Source organism: Sphingomonas sp. (assembly GCF_042095875.1).
In the GTDB taxonomy this organism is placed as follows: domain Bacteria; phylum Pseudomonadota; class Alphaproteobacteria; order Sphingomonadales; family Sphingomonadaceae; genus Sphingomonas.
Window position 1 is genome coordinate 33,843 of record NZ_JBELMJ010000013.1, and the last position, 22,489, is coordinate 56,331.

At 67.1% G+C, this 22,489-nt stretch carries 19 protein-coding genes; 15 read left to right on the top strand and 4 right to left on the bottom strand.

The window, feature by feature from the left end:
- Window positions 1-7 precede the first annotated feature (7 nt).
- From ACFDS6_RS06720 to ACFDS6_RS06735, 4 genes are read left to right on the top strand one after another with little or no spacing between them, the layout of a single operon-like run.
- Window positions 8-2,212 (top strand): hypothetical protein, encoded by a 2,205-nt coding sequence (locus ACFDS6_RS06720; protein WP_375271354.1) that lies wholly within the window; start codon window positions 8-10, stop codon window positions 2,210-2,212.
- Between the two features lies 1 nt (window position 2,213).
- Window positions 2,214-2,981: a flagellar motor protein MotB gene (locus tag ACFDS6_RS06725; protein ID WP_375271355.1), complete on the top strand. Its 768-nt coding sequence runs from the start codon at window positions 2,214-2,216 to the stop codon at window positions 2,979-2,981.
- A complete protein-coding gene (locus ACFDS6_RS06730) occupies window positions 2,978-4,339 on the top strand; it encodes an EH signature domain-containing protein (protein WP_375271356.1) in 1,362 nt (453 codons plus the stop codon). Before ACFDS6_RS06725 ends, ACFDS6_RS06730 begins: the two co-directional genes overlap by 4 nt.
- Complete coding sequence (locus ACFDS6_RS06735; protein ID WP_375271357.1) at window positions 4,336-7,899, top strand: SNF2-related protein; 3,564 nt, start codon at window positions 4,336-4,338, stop codon at window positions 7,897-7,899. The genes ACFDS6_RS06730 and ACFDS6_RS06735 overlap by 4 nt, the downstream gene beginning before the upstream one ends.
- Before the next feature lie 12 nt (window positions 7,900-7,911).
- On the opposite strand, the gene ACFDS6_RS06740 is transcribed toward ACFDS6_RS06735, so the two are convergent.
- Window positions 7,912-8,964, bottom strand: coding sequence for a tyrosine-type recombinase/integrase (locus ACFDS6_RS06740; protein WP_375271358.1), 1,053 nt, complete (start codon window positions 8,962-8,964; stop codon window positions 7,912-7,914).
- A 159-nt stretch (window positions 8,965-9,123) separates the two neighbouring features.
- On the opposite strand from ACFDS6_RS06740, the gene ACFDS6_RS06745 reads away from it, so the two are divergent.
- The 7 genes from ACFDS6_RS06745 (at window position 9,124) to ACFDS6_RS06775 (ending at window position 15,361) form a co-directional block, all read left to right on the top strand.
- A complete protein-coding gene (locus ACFDS6_RS06745; RefSeq protein ID WP_375271359.1) occupies window positions 9,124-9,651 on the top strand; it encodes a hypothetical protein in 528 nt (175 codons plus the stop codon).
- Window positions 9,652-10,182: 531 nt separating this feature from the next.
- Window positions 10,183-12,219 carry a S8 family peptidase gene (locus ACFDS6_RS06750; protein ID WP_375271360.1) on the top strand — a complete coding sequence of 679 codons (2,037 nt, stop codon included), beginning with the start codon at window positions 10,183-10,185 and terminating at the stop codon, window positions 12,217-12,219.
- Between the two features lie 14 nt (window positions 12,220-12,233).
- Window positions 12,234-13,010: a hypothetical protein gene (locus ACFDS6_RS06755; protein ID WP_375271361.1), complete on the top strand. Its 777-nt coding sequence runs from the start codon at window positions 12,234-12,236 to the stop codon at window positions 13,008-13,010.
- A gap of 73 nt (window positions 13,011-13,083) precedes the next feature.
- Window positions 13,084-13,449, top strand: coding sequence for a hypothetical protein (locus ACFDS6_RS06760; RefSeq protein ID WP_375271362.1), 366 nt, complete (start codon window positions 13,084-13,086; stop codon window positions 13,447-13,449).
- On the top strand, window positions 13,431-14,072 hold the full coding sequence (locus ACFDS6_RS06765) for a YiiX/YebB-like N1pC/P60 family cysteine hydrolase (RefSeq protein WP_375271363.1): 642 nt from the start codon (window positions 13,431-13,433) through the stop codon (window positions 14,070-14,072). The genes ACFDS6_RS06760 and ACFDS6_RS06765 overlap by 19 nt, the downstream gene beginning before the upstream one ends.
- 103 nt (window positions 14,073-14,175) lie before the next feature.
- Complete coding sequence (locus tag ACFDS6_RS06770; protein ID WP_375271364.1) at window positions 14,176-14,838, top strand: LemA family protein; 663 nt, start codon at window positions 14,176-14,178, stop codon at window positions 14,836-14,838.
- Window positions 14,839-14,842: 4 nt separating this feature from the next.
- Window positions 14,843-15,361: a hypothetical protein gene (locus ACFDS6_RS06775; protein ID WP_375271365.1), complete on the top strand. Its 519-nt coding sequence runs from the start codon at window positions 14,843-14,845 to the stop codon at window positions 15,359-15,361.
- 77 nt (window positions 15,362-15,438) lie between these two features.
- Here the strand turns inward: ACFDS6_RS06775 and ACFDS6_RS06780 are convergent, their stop codons facing one another.
- Complete coding sequence (locus ACFDS6_RS06780) at window positions 15,439-16,200, bottom strand: hypothetical protein (protein ID WP_375271366.1); 762 nt, start codon at window positions 16,198-16,200, stop codon at window positions 15,439-15,441.
- Window positions 16,201-16,292: 92 nt separating this feature from the next.
- Here ACFDS6_RS06780 and ACFDS6_RS06785 point away from each other — a divergent pair, with 92 nt between their 5' ends.
- From ACFDS6_RS06785 to ACFDS6_RS06795, 3 genes are read left to right on the top strand one after another with little or no spacing between them, the layout of a single operon-like run.
- The gene (locus tag ACFDS6_RS06785; protein ID WP_375271367.1) at window positions 16,293-16,967 is read left to right on the top strand and encodes a hypothetical protein; all 675 of its coding nucleotides are present in this window, start codon (window positions 16,293-16,295) and stop codon (window positions 16,965-16,967) included.
- Window positions 16,964-17,989, top strand: a complete 1,026-nt coding sequence (locus ACFDS6_RS06790; protein ID WP_375271368.1) for a hypothetical protein — start codon at window positions 16,964-16,966, stop codon at window positions 17,987-17,989. Before ACFDS6_RS06785 ends, ACFDS6_RS06790 begins: the two co-directional genes overlap by 4 nt.
- Window positions 17,989-19,344: a hypothetical protein gene (locus ACFDS6_RS06795; protein ID WP_375271369.1), complete on the top strand. Its 1,356-nt coding sequence runs from the start codon at window positions 17,989-17,991 to the stop codon at window positions 19,342-19,344. Before ACFDS6_RS06790 ends, ACFDS6_RS06795 begins: the two co-directional genes overlap by 1 nt.
- Before the next feature lie 44 nt (window positions 19,345-19,388).
- Here the strand turns inward: ACFDS6_RS06795 and ACFDS6_RS06800 are convergent, their stop codons facing one another.
- The gene (locus ACFDS6_RS06800; protein ID WP_375271370.1) at window positions 19,389-20,753 is read right to left on the bottom strand and encodes a hypothetical protein; all 1,365 of its coding nucleotides are present in this window, start codon (window positions 20,751-20,753) and stop codon (window positions 19,389-19,391) included.
- Between the two features lie 122 nt (window positions 20,754-20,875).
- Here ACFDS6_RS06800 and ACFDS6_RS06805 point away from each other — a divergent pair, with 122 nt between their 5' ends.
- Entirely contained in the window at window positions 20,876-21,736 is an 861-nt protein-coding gene (locus ACFDS6_RS06805) for a DUF3883 domain-containing protein (RefSeq protein ID WP_375271371.1), read from the top strand.
- A 1-nt stretch (window position 21,737) separates the two neighbouring features.
- Here the strand turns inward: ACFDS6_RS06805 and ACFDS6_RS06810 are convergent, their stop codons facing one another.
- Window positions 21,738-22,364, bottom strand: coding sequence for a MobA/MobL family protein (locus ACFDS6_RS06810; RefSeq protein ID WP_375271372.1), 627 nt, complete (start codon window positions 22,362-22,364; stop codon window positions 21,738-21,740).
- Between the last annotated feature and the right edge of the window lie 125 nt (window positions 22,365-22,489).

Genomic DNA, 22,489 nt, shown 5'->3' on the forward strand with positions numbered 1-22,489 from the left:
AAATTACATGGGAGCGGGACAGAAGATCAATTTCCTGAACGCCATCGTCGTGTGGGTATTCGGCAATTCCAACACCGCGTTGTGGATTTCTGCGGCGATCCTGGCGGTCTGCGCGGGGATTATCCTCCGCAATCGCTCGCGGTTTCACATACCGGTCACGCATGAACTGACGGCGCGTCTGGCTGCCCTGGCTCCGGTGCGTGCGGCCGACAGCGTCGACGAAGCGCAGGACGCGTTTGCTGCGCACTTCCACGACATCAACGAGGCAATGACATCAGGGGGCCAGCGCGCAGAGGAAATGCGGTTGGCATGGAATCAGTTCCGCGAGACCATCCTCGATGAGAGCGAAACGCCGATGCGCGCGACAGCCCGCGCGGAGAACTACTTCTTCCACCTTGGGGATGACACCCGTATCCTGGCGTGGTGGGCGAACATCTTCGTCGCAGTCGGCCTTACGTTTACCTTCCTTGGCATCGTCGCCGCGTTGACTGCGACGGTGATCGCGCTGCAGAGCGGACAGGGCACGGGCGCGATGACTGGCGCGCTCATCAAGCTGCTGGAGATCACATCGGTCAAGTTCTGGACTTCGATCGCGGGGGTCGTTGCCTCGATCATCTTGCGCGTGGTCGATCGCCGCTGGCACGCCGCAACCCAAGCGAAGCTGGAGAAGATCGCGGAGCTGCTCGATCTCGGCACGCTATTCTCGCCGCCGCAGCGTATAGCCGCGCTGCAGCTGACCGAGGCGCGTGAGCAGACCACCGCATTGAAGACCTTCAGCCACGATCTGGCGCTCGCGATCGGTGACAATCTGGAAAGGCAAATGGCGCCGATGATCGGCGCGCTGAGTGGCATTCAGGGAAGCATCGACGACTTCAAGAGCGGCAGCTTTAATGAGATCGGTCGCGAGTTCGGGAAAGCGCTAAGCGAGCAGGCCGGGGGCGAGATGCAGGCGCTCGCGGGCGCGTTGACGGGCATGACCGAGAACCTTCGCCACGTGAACGATCGGCTGGAAGGGAGCAGCCAGGCGGCAAGCGACCAGATCGCCGGAGCAGCGCGCGACTTCCTCGTGGCGTCCGAGGGCATCAGCCGCGTCTTCGCCACGCTGAACGAGCGGATTGAGGGAATGGGCTCCCGGCTGGTCGAGCAGTCGGAAGCGGCTGCAGGTCGTGCGGCCGCCCACGTCGCCGACGAACGTGCCGCCTATCAGGCGATCGCCGATGAGCAGCGCGACGCAATGCGCGCCATGGGCGCCGAGGTGCGGCACGCGTCGTCGGTCGCGACAACCGAGCTGGTCGACGCGGTGCGCGCGGCCGTGCGTGAAGCGACCGCCGAAAGCGGTGCCGGCGTTCGCGAGGCGATGACCGGGTTCGGTGAAGCCAACGCCGGCATTCGCGCGTCGTTTGATCAGCTGCGCGGGCAGGTGGCCGAAATGGGTGCGGGGCTGAGTCAAGGCGCTGCGGCGGCAGCGGAGCGCAACGCCGAAGTTCTGGCTCGTGCGGCAGCGGCGCTGGAAGACGGGACGACACGGGCCGCGGCGGGCATGGGGCAGGCGATCGATGCCGCGGTCGCCGGCGCGGCGGATGCCAGCGCCCGCGCCATGGCGGAGGCGTTCGCCGCCTTCGGTCAGCGGTTCGAAGCGGCGAGCAGCGGCCTGACGACGACGCTGCATGCGACGGCGGCACGAATGGAGGAGCTTGCCGGCAGTTTCGAGCGCTCCGCACGCGCATCGGACGACCACGCATCGCGGCTGACGCAGGTCGGGCAAGATACGCAGGGTGTCGCAGCGACTCTGACCAGAGCCGCCAACGACCTGCAGGTCGCAGCAACGCCGATCCGCACTGCCAGCGAGACGATCAACACCGCGATCGGACGAACTGGCGAAGCACTCGCCACGCAGGCTGAGGCCGCCGAAGCGCACCGTGCGGCGATCACCACCATCGGCGATCGATTGGGCGAGACGACGGCCAGCGCGACGCGCGCCTGGAGCGACTATCGCGAGCGGTTCGAGGGCGTGGATCGCGCGCTGGCGGCGACGCTGGAACAGATCAAGGCCGCTTCGACCGAGCACGCGACTCATCTGAACGAGCATGTTGGCGGGATTGATCTCGCGCTCGGACGAGCAGTGGAGCAGCTATCCAGCGCGCTCGACCCCCTGCGTGATCTGTCGGACCGGATCGACGATCTGCTCGGCCGCATGCCGAAGGCGGCGTGAGATGACCGATGCACGTGGTATCCGCCGCTCCCGCCACGAGGAGGAAGAAGAGAGCTACTTCGTCTCCATGGCCGACATGATGGTCGGGCTGCTCTTCATCTTCATCATCCTACTGCTCTATTTCGCGCTTCAGTTCCGGCAGACGACCGACACGCTGACCGGCGCCGGACAGACGCGAACCGAGCTGCTGCGCACCCTTGAACGCGATCTGAAGGCACGGGGGTTGAAGGTGACGGTGGATACCCGCACCGGGGTGCTGCGCCTGCCCGACGACATCCTGTTCGACACGGGCGCCTATGAACTGTCCGCACAGGGGCGACAGGCGGTCGGCATTGTCGCCGGCGAACTCGCGTCGGTCCTGCCCTGCTATGCCGACGTCCAGCCCGGCGGCCCCAGATGCCGTGGCAGGCAGGCCGCGCACCGCGTCGATTCGATCTTCATCGAGGGCCACACGGACCGCGTCCCGTTGAGCGGTGTAGGGGCGGTGCGCAGCAATCTCGACCTCTCCGCCTTGCGCGCTACCCGCACCTTCCAGGAAATAATGACCGCGCGCACCGACCTGCAACAGCTCGTCAGTGTCAACGGCGCAGAGCGGACACCGATCTTCGGCGTCTCCGGATACGGTGATACGCGCCCGGTTTCAGATGCGTCGGGCGACGATGAAGTGGTCAACAGGCGCAATCGCCGCATCGACCTGCGTTTCCTGATGGTCACGCCGCAGGGCGCCGACGAGGCGGCGCTTAGCCGCAGCCTGGTGCGTCGGCCGTGAGCGCGCTGCGTCAGGCGTGCGATATCGATCGCGTCAGGCACGCGCGGATGCCGGAGCGCACGGTCGTGTCACGAGCTGCCGACCAGCTCGCGTCAGTGCCGACAGGCGCGCGACGAGAGGCAGAGCCGTGGGAGGCGATGCTCGCACGGCTCGACCTGTCAGCACCCGAGGACATACGCCCGCGCGACATGCGTCGGCTGCTCGGGGACATGTGGGTGGAGGCCGGATGCGATCACCACGAGCAGCAACTACTCAGCGAAGCGGTGCGACGCGATCGGATGAGCATGGATCGCGCGATCCTGCATAGTTATCTGCTGCGCTTCCCCTTGGCGCATTACGGCTTCGATGCCCTGCTCTGGGCGGCGCAGCTCGTCGCAAAGCGTCGCGAATGGCCTTGGCGCACGCGCGGCGACGACTTTGCCCTGTGGGACAAGGACGTCGGCCCCAGTCGGCTCGCCACCGCGCTGCTTGACACCGCGCGTCCGTCCGAGGTGCTGCGCGCGGCAGGACTCGACGGCGATCTCGCCACAGGCGCGTTCGTGCGACACGCGATCCGCGCAGCCTGCGCGGTCGCGGCAACGCGGCGCGGCGCCGACGCGGTGACCAGCGGAGAGCGGCTGATGGCGCTAGCGTCCGAGGTCAAGGGAGCCGACGCGATTGACGCGTTGCTGGCGTTGGCACTGCTTGCACCGTGGGTTGGGACGACGCCACCTGCCGATCATCAGCAGCGTATCACCGCGCTTCTAGTTTCGCGCATCGGTGATCCGCGTCTCGCACCGGCCCGTTGGACTGCCTTGGCGGCGGAACTTCGCAGCGAAGGTCTGGACGTATCTACCAACGCGGCGTTCGCGGTCCTTCGCCGGTGGCTGGTCCAAGCAACGGTGCGCCAATTCTTCGCCATTGTGGCGAAAACAACGGACCGGCGCGACCAGTGGCGCGAACGCACCGACTTCTGGCTCGGCTATCTTGAGGCCGGACACATTAACGAAGCCTGGTTCGCGTTCGGTAGCCAAGCGGAGCGCGAGGCGCGACGATTTATGAAGGATCAGGGGATGGCGTTTGCCCGGATCGAGGGTCAAGGTGCGAGCGCGAGCCAATCGGCGTTGCTGCTGACGATCGGCGACGTCCGTATCGCGGAGTGGTCGGACAATGGGTCATGCAGGTTCTGGCCGGCTAACAAGCCCAAAGCACCGCCAATGTATCAGTCAGTCTATTACGGCTTGGTGCTTCGCACGATGGATGCGGAGCGTGGCTATGAACCGCTGCCGCACATGGGCGGAACGTGGCAGAACCGTTTCGCGCGGCGCATCTACGATCGCACCGGGATCGCGCATCCGTTGCACGGGCACGGCTGGTGAGTGCGCCCACCACGCAGTTCGAGGCGCAACCCGAGGGCGATCGGGAACGCATTACGCTTCTTCGCGTCACGCCGTCGCGGCTGCCATTCGGCAAGGCGGTGCGGCAAGCCATCGCTCACGGTGACTGGATTCTCGCTTCCTCTTCTTCAGCCGGTGCAGCGGTCGCGCGACTGATTCAAGCGATGGGTGATGGCGAGATCGCGACCGATGGACGCCCGCTTGTCGAGGCCGACGCCGGCGACCTGCTGGTGCATCCTGCGCTGGTGGCCTCGCTTACCGAAACCGAGGCATTGGCACTCGGTCTGCCGCCGGCTGCGCGCCTGTCGCTCAACATTCAGTCGGTCGGCGTTCCGAACCAGTCTGGCTTTCACGTCGAAATTCGCTGGACGCGACCGAACGGATTGCCCGCCTCGGTGCGTGTAAAGGGCGCGCGCATTCAGGCAGAAGGCAAGGATTGGCGGATTGCGGAGCCGATCTGGTCGGCGCTCCACGCCGCCGATGGGCTAAATCGGGTGGGTGATGACGCGGAGCGGCAGGCGGCGCTCGCTGCCTTGCGACAGGCGATCGGCGACAAGAATCGCGCGCATGTGCGCGCCGATGGCTTCATCGAACGGCTGCGGCTAAGCTACGCGACCGGCTTTTCGCTGGCACTTAAGCCGGACGCGAACGGTTTCGACTTCGATCCTGTTGTGTTCAGCCCCGAGCGGGTTCGCGAGGCCGAGGACGGCACGATCATTGACGAGACAGCGGATAGCCTGCTTCCTCCTGCCCAGCAGGCGGCGTTCGCGCGCCGCTTTCGCAGCGGCGATGGACGGCGCGGCGCATATCTCCTCGACGACGGATCAATCCTGTTTTTGGATCCTGGCTTGCAGCGCGCGCTGAGTGTCGTGCGCGAAGCGCAGGCTGGTGGGGCCGAGGCACGTCGCGCATTCGCGCGCAGCCCGCAGCGCCGTCTTGCTGAAGCGCTAGGAAGTGATAGTTCGACCGATAACGCGCCATCGCTGTTCATCGAAACCCAGCAATTCTCCGATCGTGTTTCGGGCATCGACCTTTGGCGCAAGCCCGTGCTGCCGTGGATCAAGCCCAAGCCCAACAGCTGGCTGCCGGAAGCCTTTGGGTTGCGGATCGGCGACCCACCAGACGCGCAGAGTATCGAGATCGCACCGGAACGCGTCGCCGACGCGCTGGATGCGGTCGAGCAGGCCGTGCGCGAGGACCGCTCAACTTTCTTCTTTGACGGCACCGAGCTGCCCGCGACCGAACAAGCGCGATCGGCGCTGACCGATCTGCACGACCTGATGTCATCCGCGGCCGAACACGAGGCCGGCGAACAGGACGCGGCAGACGACGTCGAATTGCCGAGCACCAATCGATATTTCCTGCAGGTGCGCGACAATCTGGAGGATGTCGCCTACGCGCCGCTGGCAAAGCAGGCTCCGGTCAAGGCTGCCCCGCCGCCGCCCTTTCCTGCGACGGTGCGCTCGTCGCCCAAGCCGCATCAGATGGACGGCTTCAATTGGCTCGTCGCATGCTGGCGCAGCGGCATGCCGGGCGCGATGCTTGCCGACGACATGGGACTGGGCAAAACGTTTCAAGCTCTGGCGTTTCTCGCGTGGCTGCGCGAACAGGAGGCGCAGCCAAAGCCAGTGCTGATCATCGCCCCGACCGGCCTTCTCGCGAACTGGCGCGCCGAGATCGAGCGGCATCTCGCCCCGGCTGCACTCGGCCCCGTGATCGAGGCCTATGGATCGAACCTTCAGCGGATGCGCGGCCAAGGCGTGCGCGATATCGAGAGTGGCAGCGCGGGGATCGATGTCGACGGCTGGAGCCAGGCTGGCATCGTGCTGACCACGTTCGAGACGATGCGCGATTATCACCTGAGCTTCGCGCGCGTGCCGTTCGCCGCGATCCTCTACGACGAAGCGCAGAAGCTGAAGAACCCCGCGAGTCAGATGACGCGCGCCGCAAAGACGCTGAATGCCCGCTTTCAGCTGGCGATGACGGGCACGCCAGTGGAGAACCGGTTACAGGACCTATGGTCCGTCTACGACGTCGTGCACCCGGGCCTGCTCGGATCGAGCAAGGCTTTTGAGCAGAGCTATCCGGCGAGCGAATCTGACCGGCTTCGCACGCTGCACGACCTGCTTACCGAGCCGCATGACGCAAGGCCCGCACTTCTGCTGCGGCGAATGAAGGACGATTGTCTCGACAGCTTGCCGGCGAAGCACATCGTGGCAATGCCGGTCGACATGCCGGCGGCACAGGTCGCGGCTTATGACAAGGTGATCCAGCGCGCCCTAGCGCTGCGCGGAACGGGGAAGCCGGGGCACATGCTGGAGATCCTGCATGGGCTGCGGGGCGTATCGCTCCACCCGGTCGCACCAGAGCAGGCGGGCACAAGCTATTGGGACGACTCGGCCCGACTGCGCGCAACCCTCGCGGTGCTGGACCGTATCCATGTCGCGGGTGAGAAGGCGCTGATCTTTTGTGAGAGTCTCGCGATGCAGGCGCTTCTCGCGGTCGAGCTTCGCCGACGCTATGCGCTCGATCACGATGTCGCGCGCATCCACGGCGGCGTCGCAGGCGAGGCGCGACAAGCGGCGGTGGACGCATTCCAGCACCGCCGCTCGGGATTTGACGTCATGATCCTATCTCCAAAGGCGGGCGGCGTAGGTATTACCCTGACGGCGGCAAACCACGTCATCCACCTGTCCCGCTGGTGGAATCCGGCGGTGGAGGACCAGGCGACCGACCGCGCCTTTCGCATTGGACAGACGAAGGATGTCCACGTCTACCTGCCGCAGTCGGTTCATCCGGAGCCCGCCACTCGGCCGTCCAGTTTCGATCTGAAGCTAGATGCCCTGATGCGGCGCAAGCGTGAATTGAGCCGAGGCCTGCTGCTACCGGGCTCAGACGAAAGCGACGCCGCCTCGCTGTTCGAGGACGTGCTGGGCAGTGCGGACGGCGGCGACAAGAGATCCGCTTCAGACGGATCGACCGCCGCTGGCTTGCCAACGCCGTCATCGATGCCGTCGCGTCCGGTCCTGACGGCAAGAGCCTCGCCCTCAATCGCGGCGCCGCCACGCGACTGGCCGACGCGCGTCGCCTTTCTCCCACGCGTGCAGCGCAACCTCGACATCTTCGAGAAGCCGCTTGCCGGTGAGCAGGTGACGGAACTCGCGATCCGCGATCCCTACGGCTGTGCGGACGGGCGCAATCGGCAGTTCCTCGTCGACTTCATGACGGTGCTGACCAACTCGGCACGGCAGGTGAAGACGATCAGCGTCATCAGCTTCGATGCCGAGAGTGTCGATCGCTACGCGGCCGAGACATCGTCGCACCAATATGACGATCTGCAGCAACGGTGGCGCACTGCGCAGCCGGACGGCCCTGACCTACGCTTGATCCAACTATCGCGGCGTCAGAGCCGGAGCTTTCATGATCGAACGGTGCGTGCGCAGACGGCGGCGGGCAAGGAAATCATCTGGGATGTTTCGAACGGCGTCGACGGAGTGATGCGGACCGACAAGGAGTGCACGGTGCACGTGACGATCAACTGATCGCTGCTATCGTCACAGCTTTCCCACTACCTTCGCCGCCGCATTCGCCTCCACCGCTAGCGCGGCGGCGTAGCGTGCGGGCTGCGCGGGGCTTTTCCAGCGCAGCGCGTGCATGATGCCGGCGAGGTCCTGGCCGCTGGCGAACAGGTCCTGCGTCAGGCCGACACGGGTGGAGTGGGCGGTGAGTGTGCGGCGCCAGGCGTCGAAATCGGCGGCTTCGAGCGCGCCGAGCAGCCCCGCCGCGTGCGCCTCGTCGAGCAGCGCTCGGTAGACGAGCGTCACCGATTGCGCAGAGAGGGCGGCGCCGATGCTCCACACCTCCGCGCCCGTCTTGTCGCGGGTGCGGTGGAGGCGGCGGAAGATCAGGCCGTCGCAGGGGCTGCCGCACGCCGCGCGCCACGCCTCGAGCGCAGCCATCGTCCGCACGGAGAGATAGGCGTAGGCGCCGGCTCCCTCCTGATCGGCCTTGGAGCGGGGCACGAACAGGCGGCCGCCGCCCGCGCTGCCGCGCTCGACGTGGGGCCAGCGCGCGGCAACGACTTCGGACCGGCGCAACCCGGTGTCGAAGGCGAGGCTGAGGAGCGCGCGGTTGCGGGTGCCGGCGAGGCAATCCCCGGCGCCGGCGAGCATCGCCTCGACGCAGACGCCGACCGGGCCCGCGGCGGCGAGCGGATCGGCGACCTCGCCGCGGAAGCGAAGCCCGCGCGCCTGGCGCTGCCGAACGCCAAGCGCGCGGCGCTGCGCCTTTAGTTCGAGGCGGACGAGCTCGGCGCGGGTCGGATCCGGCTGATCGGCGAGCGCGTGGAGCCGCGCGATCGAGGCGGTGTAGCGCGCGAGCGTCGCGGCTTTCTTACCCGCTTCGGCCTGCTCGCGCAGGAACGCGGCGACCGTGGCAGGGAGCGCGGGTAGCACGGCGAGGCCGCGCGCGTCCGTCCATTGGCCGAACACGCGCAGGTCGGCGCGGAGCGCGCGCCAGCTGTTGTCGCTCATCGCGCGGCGCGCGGCATCCAGCACGGCGGCGTCGAGCGGGACGGGCGTGGAGAGCGGGATTGGTAACGTCGTCATGGTCGCGCACGCAAACTGCCCTACCCGCTCCACTCTGGCAAGCGTAGTAGTGATAGCGGACATTATCGCTAGTGCGGCATCGGGTTCGGCAACCATGTTTGCTCGCCATTTGGCAAGCCGCTCGTCGGCATCAAGGTCCGGACACGTAGGGAGATGACGATGCTGGTGATGGCTCTTGGCTTGCTGGTGCAGGATGCGGCGGAGTGGCGGCCGGGGCCGTCGGACATGCACCAGTCGAGCATGGACGCCGATGCCGAGCGGATGGCGCGACGCGTCCGCGGTGATATTTCGACCGGTCCGAGTGAACCGCTCCCGTCGCGCGTTTCCGGTGCGGTCGCGAGCGTGCGGGGTTGGCGGCCGATCACGGACGCCGAGATGCGGGAATGTTCGGGCTACTACGCCCCGGTTGGCTACCACTTCCGCCGCATGGCACGCACCGATCTCGACCGGGACGGCCGCGCCGACGTGATCGAGATGGTGACCGACGAGCGACGCGGCGGGCTGCGCGTCACCTACGGCGCACGAGTCAAGCCGCCGCGGCTGATCGCACGATTCGACAAGCCGTGGTGTGACCAGGCGCTGCTTGCGGCCGGGCCGCACGCGGTGATGATCAACCAGCCCGAGGTGAACGTCTATTTCGTGTTCCAGCGCGGCGACGCGATGCGGGCGCATTTCGTTGGTGACTGACACGGCAGGGGCGAGCCGGTGCATTCGACGGACCAGAGCCCTTGGCTTGTAACTACCTGTAAAGCATCGGTGAGAACGCGTTCTTAGCTCGCGACAGCATAACCCGAAAGGATGCGGGGAAGATTTAACGTTCTGATGTGCGGCGTCGCGACATGCGCGCTGAGTGCTTGCGGCGGCGCGGGATCGCAGGCGGTGAACTCAGCCGGGTCGATCGCGGTGGGTAGTGGCAGTGGGGGTGCGCCCGCGCCCTCACCTTCGCCTAGTCCGGCGCCAGCACCCGGGCCGGCTCCGTCACCGAGTCCGACGCCGGCGCCCGCACCCACTCCAAGCCCAACACCGTCACCAATCCCTTCTCCGGCTCCGAGCCCCGCGCCGACGCCCGCGCCTGCTCCGATGCCTACCCCTACCCCGACGCCCAATCCAACACCCTCGCCAACCCCAACTCCCACACCCACGCCCGCGCCGTGCACCCTCACCAACCCGTGTGCGGCGCTGCCGCCGCCGGCGGGCTACCTCATCACGCCGTCGACGATGCAGCCGATCCGATCGGGCAATGATACGGCCGAGTTTCGCCGCAACTATGGCGCGAACGAGTTCGTGAACGCGCTCTACGCGCTTGACAGCGGGCACACCGGACAGGGTGTCACGGTCGCGGTGATCGACGATGGTGCGCTCGACGTTGCCGGCGAGCTGACCGGACGGATCAGCCCGTTGTCGAAGGACTTCGGCTACGTCACCGCAGGTGGCGTCAAGACGAAGCGGGACGAGCTGGGCAGCAGTCAGTCGGACCACGGCACCGCCGTCGCCAACATCATCGCGGGCAATCGTAACGGCAATGGGCCGATGGGCTACGCGCCCAATGCCATGATCGCGGTGCTGCGCATCGCTGACTGGGATGCCGACGCGAAGAAGGAGACCCTGACCCACGTCGTGGAGGCACTCGACTATGCCGCGGCGAACGGCATCAAGTTGGTCAATCACTCGCTAGGTAGCGGCGGGGGTGCCTATATGGCGATCGTTCTCGACGATTTCGCCAAATCACGTGCGCTGTTCGTTTCGTCAGCGGGAAACGAGACGGGCGACAGCCCAGGGGACGCCAGTGAGCTTACTGATCGCAACAGGCGATCGATCCTGTTTGTTGGCGCGCTGAGCCCTGCGATCACCGGCGTCTACCAGCTTGAGGCCTATTCCAACCGCGCGGGCACGGCAATGGATCGCTATGTCGTCGCGCCCGGACAGAACGTTACGACTGGAGTCAACGGAAGCACCATCGTCTTCGGCGGCACCAGCTCCGCCGCGCCGGTGGTGAGCGCGCTTGCCGCCACGATCCTGTCGAAGTGGCCGCAGCTGACCGGACAGGATGCCGGCGATATCATCCTAAACACGGCCAAGGATCTGGGTGCACCCGGAGTCGATCCGATCTTCGGCCACGGCCTGGTCGACTTCAAGGCGGCGCTGTCGCCGGTCAATCCGACGCTGTCGAACGGCGTGGCGAGCGGCAGCATCGACGGCGCGGTTATGGCGGTGCCGGCGCAGGTCGGCATCGGGGCGATCCAGACCGCATTGTCGAGCGTCACCGTGCTCGACGACTTCGGGCGCGACTTCCGCGGGTCGGTCGCGGGGCTGGTGGTGCAGCCGCAGGTGCGGCGCGGACACTGGCTGCGCCGCCGGGTGGAGGACATGAACGCCGGCGCCTATCTGACCGCCGGCGCGTTCTCGAGCACGCTGGGCTATACCTCGACGCGGGTCGGGCCCGACGCGGGCGACGTGCGCACCCGCGCGACCGCGGGGAATGTGGCGTTCATCGGCGGCGGCTGGAGCGCGCGCGCGGCGTGGAACCGCACGGATGCGTCGCAGTCCGACGTGATGGGGCTGGCCGCCCTGTCCGATGGCGTGCTCGCCTACGCGCCGTTGGCGAGCAATTCGTTCGGCATCGACCGCTACCGCGGCGATGGATCGCGGATCAGCGCGACCCTGTCGTTCGGCGGTTATGACGGCGCACGCGCATCGGCGGCGACGCTGGGCTGGGCGAAGGGCGCGTCCGACCTCTGCTTGTCGTTGATCGACGAGGACGGCACGTTCCTGGGCATGCCGACCGGCGCTGGCGCGCTGCGGCTGGGCAGCGGGGCGACCACCGCTTTGCTCGAGGCGCACCGCGTTGTCGGCGGCGGGCTCGGCTGGACGCTGGAGCTCTACGGATCGGCGGGGATCACGCGGTTGAAGATCGCGCGCGCCAGCTTGGTCACCGGCGCGACGCCGCTGCTGGGATCGCGGTTCGGTGTGCAGGCGGGACGCGACATGCTGCACGGCCGGGTGACGCTGGGCATCGCGCAGCCGCTGGCGATCGAGGCCGGCGCGGCCCGGCTGACCTTTGGCAGCGGCTACGATCTTGCGTTGCAGCGGCTGACCTACTCCACCACGTCCGCGAGCCTCGCGGGCCGGCGCCGCGTGCAGCTGAGCGCGGGTTACGCCACGGGCGGGGTGCGCTCCAGCCTGCGCATGGGCGTAGCAAGCGACGCCGATGACGGCAGCGTCTCCGCACTTGCCGGCTGGCGCGCGACATTCTGAAGAGGGGAAGCGTGATGAAGAAGGCAACTCTGATCGCCACAATCGCACTGGCCTGCGCGCCGGCAGGGGCGCAGGCGCAATCGTTCGGCAAGATACTGGATGGCCTGTCCCGGAAGCTGTCGGCGATGACGGGCAGCACCGCCGGTGTGGCGAGCGACGGGCGCCCGCCCGTGAATGCGTCGGGACACCGTGTCTCGGCGGCTCCGGCCTTCGGCTCGATCGCGCGCACCGACGTGGCGGGCGTGCGGCTGGGGATGACGCCGACCGCGGTGCGCAGCGCGCTGGCGACCGCCGGCTACGACGTGGACGGGACAACGAAGCACTTCACCTTCGAACAGATGGTGATGCAGAAGGCGGCGAGCCGCAATCCTGCGCTGCACGCCTCCTTCCACGAAGAAGGTATCGGCGAGATCACCGCGCACAATGCATCGGGCCAGCGCATGTCGGTCCGGTTCGTGCAGATGCCGGCCGGTCCGGTCGCCTCCTACATCTACACCACGATCGACGATCGCCGCATCACCCGCGCCTCATTCGCGCAGGCGATCCGTGAAAAATATGGCCCGTCGACCGACGCCCAGACGGGCATGATGTGGTATTACTGGTGCAATGGCGGAACGGTGGACTGCGCCGAGCGGATCATCGGCGGAGACTTTCCGTTCATGATTTATACCGCGGGTCCCGCGACGCCGTATCTCGAACTGTCGGACGAAAACGTCAGCGGCAAGCTGCAGGCGGCGCTGCTCGCCACCGAAGTTGATCGGGTGGCGCCGATGCAGCGTGCGCGGCTCTGACCCGCGGGTTCATTCAGCACAGCAATGGCACGCCGTGGCTCTCGCGCGTGCCGGACACAATAGGGATGATCGCATGAGACTTCACTACGCCGCCGCCATTCTGGTGCTCGCCGCGCCGCTCGCCGCGTGCAGCAATGCCGCGGAGGACAGCGCCGTCGCCTTCGTGAAGGCGGCAGACGAGGGACGCACCGCGGAGGCGCTGGACCATCTGGACCCGACCCTGCGCCAGATGGGCGGCCCCAAGCTCGCCGCGGGGATAGGCAGCGCGCAGAAGAAGACCGCCGCGAAGGGCGAGCTGAAGGGTGTGTCGGCCGACAACAGCAAGGTCGATGGCGATTATGCCACTGTGGTTGTGCGCGAGACGTTCACCAAGTCGCCGGACCAGATCAACACGATGAAGATGCGCAAGGTCGACGGGACGTGGTTCGTCACCATGTGATGCTCTGCCTCGTGGCGCTGCTCGGTGGCGGCGCAGCGCCCGATGGTGGCGGCGTGCCGCCGGCCGACGCGCCGACGCTGCCCCCGGCGGCAATCGCGGCATTGCAGGCGCAGGCGCGCACGGGCGACCTGGTGTTCCGTGCCGGGCGCGGTTGGCGTGCCGACGCGGTGCGCGCAACATCGCTCTCCGGCTGGACGCACGTCGGCATCATCGACATGGATGCGCGCGGGCGCGTGTTTGTGATCCATGCCGCTCCCCCGGAGGACGGGCACGGCGGCCGCGTCGTGCGGGAGTCCGTTGCGCGCTTCGCAGCCCCGGCGGAGGCGGAGCGTATCGCGGTGCAGCGCCTCGCCGTGCCCGATGCGACGTTGGTGCGAATGGTGAGGGCCGCACGCGGTTTTGCGGCGCGGCAGGTGCCATTTGATGACGCCTTCGATCTCGCGGACGCGCGTGCGCTCTATTGCACCGAGCTTGTCTGGCGATCGTTGTGGCGGGCCGGCGTCCAGGTGCGGCCGCGAACGCGCGCTGTGCCTGTTCCGCTGATGCGCGGGCGCTACATGACGCCCGATGATCTGCGCGCGATGCTGCCGCTGCGACCGGTGCTGTCGGACGTGGTTTCCTGAGCGGCAAAGTTCTTCTGCGCCTTAACCGAGTTTCCTTCCGAGTTCACAAGTTTCCGGTGCGAGGCTGCGTGAATCGCGGCCCTACAGGGAGAATTTCACGGCCATGAGCATCATCATTCTTCTGGCGCTGGTCGGGCTTGGCGTCTTTGCGATCAAGACCTACAATCGCCTGCGTCTGTCGAGTGAGGAGGTGAAGCAGGCACGCGCCGACATCACCGCGACGGTGAAGAAGCGCGTCGATATCGCGCAGCGGCTGTCCGACATCGCGTCGCAATATGGCGAGCATGAAAAGCTGTCGCACTTCACGCTGGGTGAGCTGGCGAATGACGGCAGTCCCGCGCGCACGGACGGCGCCATCGGGCATATGGTGAGCGAGATCCGCACGCTCGCGACGCATTACCCCGATCTGAAGGCAAATCAGGCCTATCAGAAGCTGATGGGGCAGCTGGATGCGATCGAGGACCAGATCCTGGCGGCGCGCAGCCGATACAACCAAGCGGTTAAGACCTACAACACCGAGCGGTCGGAGTTTCCGCAGGTGCTGATCGCCTCGCACATCGGCTTTCCCGAGGCGCCCTATTTCGAGGTGAACGACGACGGCATGGATCGCCTTGCCAGCTTCGTCACCGACGACGGCACGATGCTGCGCGAAGGCATGGGTCGGATCGCGAACCGACTGGGCAATGCGCGTCCGGCGACGGCTGCCGCAGCACAGACGGGCGTCCGGCAACCGACGCTGACCGCCACCCCGACGCGGCCACAATAAGGTGTTGTCGCTCCTGATTGCCACGGCGGTGGCGGTATCGCCCGCCCCGCCACGCGATTGCGCGCCCGCACGGCTCGACGCCTGTGACACGACCAACTCGCTGATCTGGAGCAGGGCGTTCACGCGCGACCTCCATGCCTTTCTGGGTGATGGCACGGCAAGCTATCTCAATCGCAATCGGCCCGTGTTCGACCAGGCGCAGGAGGTGCTCGGCGGGCCGCCGGACGATCCGGTGCGGCTCGCGGACCGATCGTGGATGTTCACGGCGTGCCGGGCGCACAGCTGCGCGGAGAAAGGCGCGGTGGTGCTGACACCGGCGGGGCGGATCGTCGCGGTCGGCATCCTCCATTTCGGCTGCGGCGCGTCAACCAATCCGCGGCGCTCCTGCACCGGTATCCCGCGCCTGGCGCTCTACCTACGCGGTGCGGCGCCGTCGTCGACTGCCATTGCAAGAACAGAGATCGAGACGTGGGCGCGCGGGAACGAGCCGACACTTGCCGGGGTGGATGTGACGATGCGCTGAGATGGGCGCAGCTGTGTCGGCCCGGGCCGGACGTCACAAGTCGCAGCTTACGGGACGACAAGCAGCCCGCGTGCCGCCTACCCCTCCCGCACCCGCGCCCGGGCGTGGTTGGTGCGGGTGGTGAACAGGTCACGGCGCACCTTGCGGATGGCGGCGAGGCGCACGTCGGCTTCGGCGATGATCGCCTCAAGGCTGGCGGTGAGATCGGCCGCGACCGCGGGCCTTTCCGCGGCATCGGCGTCGTCCCATACATCCTGCGCGCTCGCGATCAGATCGGGGACGCGGCGGCGCCAAAAGGTGAGCCAGTCGGCGGCGGGCACCCCGATGGCATCGCGCGCGGCATGGGCAAGCGCGGCTTCGGTGGTGGTGAGGCGATCGCGCAGCACGGGGGTGAGGAGGGCCGGCGATGCAGCAGTCGATCGCGCCTCGCCCGTCTCCTCGCCATCGGGCGACGCGGGATCGGCGCACTGCGGCGGCGGCGCGGCGGGAGCGATGACGGGTCGTGGCCGGGACTGCGGCACCGGCGGACGTCCAAACATCTCCAGCGCGTCCACCTCTACGCCCCAGGATCGCGTGCACCACAAGGTCGCCGCGCCGGCCGCCAGTGCCACGGCGAACCCGGCGGCGAGCGGGAGCGCGGTGTGCTCATCGGTGGTTAGCACCGAGTAGGTCGCAACACCGCACCCCGTCGCGGTCAGTGCCGCCAGCGCGAGGCGGACCAACAGCACAAGCCCGCGCGCCATCGCGGCGGCGACCCGCTGCGCTACCCAACGCAGCCGCCACAGCAACGCCAGCACCAGCGGCAGAAATTCGATCAGAGCGACGAGAAGACGGATCACGCAGCCACTTTGCCGCATCCACGCGACAGGAACGGTCGTGCGTGATCTTTCCTGCTGGACACCCCCGCGGCTCCCCTGCCAGCCTGTGATGCGTGAGCGTAGCGACGATCGAGACGGGAGCAAGCCGTGCCGCCATCATGGCGTGGCGCGACGAGGCGACGCTGAGCGCGATGGCGTTGGTGCATAAGGCGGCGGCGGCAGCGATGCAGGCGCTGGAGGTCCGGCTCGACGCGATCACCAATGCCGAGGCGATGATGAACGCCGACGCGACCGCGCGCGCGATCGCGCGGCCCGCGATGTGCGACCTCGTCGGCGCGACGGCGGATCAGTGGTTCACGACGCAGGCGCGCGCGTTGCGGCAGGTGGACGCGCGGGTGGAGCCGCTGGCGCTGCGATTCGCCGCGATGAGCGAGCGGCCGATGCTGCCGCAGGACGACGCGCCGCCGCCTGCAGGCTGGCGCGCGCCGGCGTGGCTGCGCGGCTCGTTCGAGGCGATCGGCGAGACGCTGGACCGCGGAAGCGAGGTAGCCGCCCGGGCGGTGCCCGACCTGGTGCGGCAGGGTGCGGAGCAGGTGAGCGCGCGAATCGGGCGCGAGATCGGCGAGCGCAGCGGCGCGCACGAGCGGGTGCGCGCCGCCGCGCGCGCGGAGCTGACACGGGTGTGGTTTGGGCCGGCCGCCGCGGAGAGCGAGACGCGACCGTATCTGACGCAGCTGCTCGACATGATTGATCGCACGGCACGTGACGCCAGGGAGATGCTTCGATGATCGCCGACCTGTTCCTGCGCACCGTGCCGCCCCTGCTCCAGGCAGCCTATGACAATGGCGACGTGAAGCTCTACGGCTCCGTCCTGCGCCACGCCAACGGCCAGATCGCCGGCTTCCTTCAGGAAACGAGCGGACTGTCGAGGATCGTCTCGTTGGCGGGCAGCGGACCGCTCGCGCCGCTCAAGCTGGTCGGCCAGGGCATCCAGATCGTCCAGAACGAACAGATCAAGAGCGGTATCTCGGTGGTGCAGCAGGGGATCGCGACGCTCAACCAGCTGCAGATCGCGAACCTGGCGCTGGGCGCGGCGGGGATCGGGGTGTCGGTGGTGGGCTTCGCGGTGATGAACGCGAAGATCGACGGGGTGCGCGACGAGGTGCGCGGGCTGGGGGTGAAGCTCGACCGGCTGCTCGACGAGTTCGCGCGCGACCGAACAGAGCGGATCGACGACATGATCGACGCGCTGCGCGGCCTTGCGCACCGGATCGATTCGCGCTGGGCGATGAGCACCGACAAGGCCGAGAGCGGCTGGCACCGCGACGCCGACGAGGCGGACACGCTCGGCAACTTCTTCAGCGGGCGCGCGCGGCGGCTGCTCGATGCGCGGCCCGACGCGGTGGCGGAGGCGGCGCCGCTGCTCGATGCGAGCGCGATGGCATCGGGGCTGCGCGTCGGCGCGCTGGCGCTGTCGGGCGAGAGCGCGGCGGCGATCAGCGTCGCGCGCGACGATGCGGCGCGGCTGGAGCGGCTGACCGGCGCGATCGGCGCGGCGGATCTGGCACGAGCGTGGCTGGCCACGCCCGAGTGGCAGCGCGCGCCAGGCAGCGAGGACACGGGCCGCGCGCTCGCTCGCTCGAGTGCCGAGGCACGCACGCTGGCGGCAGGACTGCGCGCGCGCGAGGCAGTGGCGGCAACGCGCGCCGCACCGCTGCTAGCGCTGGAGACCAAGGGGTTGCACCCGCGCGAATGGCTGGGCGTGGCGCGGGCGGAGGAAGAGGCGCCGGTGCTGCTGATGGCGGTGTGATGACCGATCATGGCGCCAAAGAACACGTGCATGCTGGCATAGCCCGGGAGATCGAACTCTGTTCGCAAGTGATCGTCGGCTTACAAGCGAACGTCTCACTCCCGCACGACAAGTTGCCGACACTGATCAACGGCCGGCTGGTTTCCGAGCGGGTCGCAACCGCAATACGGGAGTTCGGCATCGCATGGGAGCAGCGGCAAATAGGTCTCGCCGAGGCACTCAACGGCAAGGATCGAGATGCCCTCGTTCGCGCCGCCTTCGGCAACGCATGGCCAGAGCGTAGCGACGTTGCCGTAGAGGCAGCAGCGAAAGCGCTACATCAGCGCGTAACCACGGCGCTCGAGCAAGATATAGAGGCGTTGGCGGGCGCGCGCACCTTCCATTTCGGTGCGTGGCTCGTTCGTGATCAGCAAAACCTGATCGAGCTTGGCCCCGTTCGCATAATTCCAAGAGAAGACTGGCTGGCGGAGCTGGAGCATCTCAATACCATTGATGCCGTCGCCGCTCGCCGCGTGCGACGCTCCTGGCAAGGCAAGCGTCCGCGCAAGAGAAAGGCAGGGCGCAGCGAGGAAGTAGAATGGACTGTTCTGAAGACCGTCGGTGAGTGTCCTGACGTCTGCACTGTAACGGTTGCGAATATGTCCGGGACCGTAGGGGAGCAAAAGGCGCTGCTGAGTGCCCGCTTGGCTCTGTGCGCCCATAGCCTGCTATGGGAGCGGCCCTCGACGGCAATCGAGGGATTCGGCTTGCTCGTCGACGGCAAGCATTGGAACGCTACCTTCTTGGCAACGCGCGATAGCGATATCGTGATGACCTATCATGGTCGCTCCAGGCGTATGCCCGGCACGACATGGACAAGCGATCGGATGGATCAGATTTGGCAGGAAGCCGATTGGTTGCGCCAACCAGCAGGCAAGGCTCTTACGGCGTTCGCGAGCGGTCGCCTTCCGCACGAGCGTGACGCCATCGATCGCGCGGTATTTCTAGCCTTGTGGTGGATGCACGAGGCGATCGTTTCCGACACGGCCCTTATGGCCACGGCGAAGTTCGGTGCGGTGTTGGACACGCTGGCGGGGGGAAGCGGCAAAGATCACAGCATCATGAACATGCTTTCCGAGCGCCTCGGCATCCCGGTGCATGGTCCTGTGACCCAACGCGGTAAAACGCTCAAACAGATCGTGCGTCAGATATACGGGCGAGGACGCAGCACCACTCTCCACGGCTCGAATGATCAGTTCGGAAGCGACTGGAGCGACACACGTGGTCTTGCCGAGAAGCTCGCCCGAGATGCGCTGTTAGCGACGCTGGGCTGGGTGCACGATAACGATGCTGATCGGTTACCCGATTACGCGTAAGCGATCACTCACCCTCCTTGCACACGGTCCTGTTTGCAACCTCGCTAAGCCGCATGCTGCCAGACCGTGCCGCCACGCGTGTCCACCAACCAGCGCCCGACATCCAGTTTCAGCTGCAATCCGTTGACGTTCGATTGACGCACCTCCGCGATTGGCGAGGGGCAGCAAAAGGGCAGTTCGGCCACGGCGTCGAGACGCTTGCCCACAAGCGCCGCGGCCACCGTGTCGGGAAGTCGTGCCTCCGGAAGCTCAACCGTGTTCGCATAGACGTAAAGGCGCCCGGCGTGCCCAACGTCGACCTTAATGACGCCATCGCACCAGAAGAGCGATGCATAGAGCGGGCCATCCCGCATCGGGATGACCACTCGGGTTTGCTGCTCCGTTGAAAGTGATTTCAGAACTGCCGCAATGCCGTCCGGTGCAATGCGGGCAACCGCCAAAGCGAGATCGTCTATCTCACCGTCGGCGCCTTTTGCGAGAAGTTCCTGACGCCGCGCCAGACGATCCTCTGCCATCAAACCCGGGGAGAGACCTTGTGCAATGTCAGTGTGCCTAGGCAGACACTGCGACACCCGGCCCATTCGCAGGGACTCATCTGGCGCCACAAACTCGAGCTCGAAGAAGGGGAGCCGATCAGGGAAAATAGGATCGCGCTCCACGGCAATGCCTGCAAGCGCGACGTCCGTTTTCTCGCCGAAATCTTTCAGGATGCCCGCTTCAGCCGCGCACCTGATTGCGGCCGACGACCTCGCGATTTCCTCTCGGTGCGTCCAAAGTATACGCATGCCTTCGATCAGCTGGTCAGCCATCGCATCGATTTGCGCACCGCTCGCCGCGCAGAAGCGATCGGCACCCGTTCTCGACGCCGAGCACTGGAGCGTCACACCGCCTGCGGGGGCAAATGGGGGGAAGCGCAGCAGCTGTTTTTCATCCTCTTCGTATAAGGTGATGGCCGCGGGGAGGCCGATGCGACGACATGCCAGCCGCTTCGTCTTGCGCGCGATACGATCGTGCAGACGTTCGAGGTTTGGCCCGTGCGCGTCGCGGCGCGTGCTTTCGAGGTGGTGGAGTCCTGCCCGTCCCGCATCCAGCACGTATAACTGTCGTGCGATCTCGATGCTTCCGAAGTCGGCCGACTTCGCGACGGTGCCTAAGGGAAGCGTCACCTCGACCGATCCTTTGCTGCCGAGCGCATAGTCCAGTTCGAAATAGATGTGACGCAGAACGTCGTCACTGTGCTGAGCGAGCGCGTTGGCTGCTGCCTTCTTCGCCTTTGCGTCCGCCAGCAGCGCTGCCGTCACCGCTTCGGCGGCAGTCGTGCCGTTGACCATCCGGAAGTGCGCCAGAACTGCGCGCGAGCGGGATAGTAGCGCAGCCTCGGCATACTGATATTGATCGTCAACGATCATCCTTGCTTTTCCTCTAGTGCTTTCCGACACCTGCCGATCTCTCCGGAAATCGTGAATTTAACGTGATGCCCTCGGCGTGGCAGTGGCTTGCCGATTGACGTCCGCCACGTCAGTCTGCCGCGATGTCCCTTCCCTGGTCCGACGCCGAGAACGACGCGATCGTGGCGGATTACTTCGCGATGCTGGCCGACGACGCGGTGGGACGGGCCTATAGCAAGGCGGCGCATCGGCGCGCGCTGGTGGCGCGGATCGGGCGGGCGGAGGGGTCGGTCGAATACAAGCACCAGAACATCTCCGCCGTGCTCAAGGGCCTGGGGGAGGACTGGATCACGGGCTACAAGCCGGCGTTCAATTTCCAGTGGTCGCTGGTCGATGCGGTCGCGCGGTGGCTGGCGCGGCATCCCGACTGGGTCGCGCGGCTGCCAAGAGCCGGATCGTCCGTGCTTCGTGAGGGCGCCGACCGCGCGACAGCCGCGCTGCGTGACGAGGCGCCTTTGTGGATCGGGCCGCCGCCGACGCACTCCAACGCGCCGCCGCCGGGCGAGCTGGAGCAGATGATGGCGGTCGCCGCGAAGTTCGACGTCGCCGAGCGCGACGCGCGCAACCGCGCACTAGGCCGCGCGGGCGAGGCGCGGGTGATGGCAAGCGAACGTGCGACGCTCGCCGCCGCGGGCCGCCACGATCTGGCCGCCCGGGTGCGCTGGGTGGCGGACGAGGACGGCGACGGTGCGGGCTACGACATCGCCAGCTTCGAGGCCGACGGCGCCGAGCGATTGCTCGAGGTGAAGACGACCAATGGCTGGGAGCGCACGCCCTTCCACCTCACCCGCAACGAGATTGCGGTGGCGGAAGATCGGCGCGAGGCGTGGCAGCTGGTGCGGCTGTGGAACTTCGCGCGCGAACCGCGGGCGTTTGCGATCCGCCCGCCGCTCGATGCGCATGTGTCGCTCACGCCGACCAGCTTCCTCGCGGCGCTGCGCTGATTTACGCCGCCATGAGGTAAGGACGCGGATACAGGCCGCTGTGCGCCCACCAGCGTTCCGCCATACGCTTGCGCGCCTTGTCGGTGCGCAGCCACGTCTGGCGAAGCCGGCCGATATCGGCGAGCCCCCGATCATATACGCGCGTCGTGATCAGCAGATGGGCGTGCGGCAGAATTTCACGCGCCGCGTCGCTCCCCGGACGATGATGGATCGCCCAGTCGGTGATCATACCCTGCGCGCTCAGGTGATCCTCGCAGAACCCCTCGATCAGATTGCGCCAGCTGTCCGCGTCGCCCCCCTGCGGTAGCGAGCCGACCGCATGCGCGCAGACCGGCTCGTCGGGACGAAACGTGCGCGCGTGCTCGTCCGCCTGCGTCCACAGCGCGACTTCATCAAGCGACGGGTCCGCGGCACGCTGCGGCCCGCAGCGGCCAGTCGCGATCAGGTCGTCACGGCGCGACCAGTCGGGCAGCGGCCCGACGGCGTCGATGCCGTGCTGCCGTGTGATGTAGAGCCAGCTGGCGCGCGCGGTCCGATGCGTGCGCAGCAGCTCGGGCGCCTGCCGGCCGCTCGCCTCCCAGACGACGTATCGGGTGTTGAAGGGACGTTCGTAGTAGAGGATCGACATGGGCGTGTTCCTTTCGTTGCTGGTTTCGGTTAGTGTCAGCGCGGTGGACGCGCGACGTCGGCGCGCTTGCCGGCGCGGGAAGCTCCTTTCTTGGCGTGGTGAGGTGAGCGGGCAGGAAGGCCAGC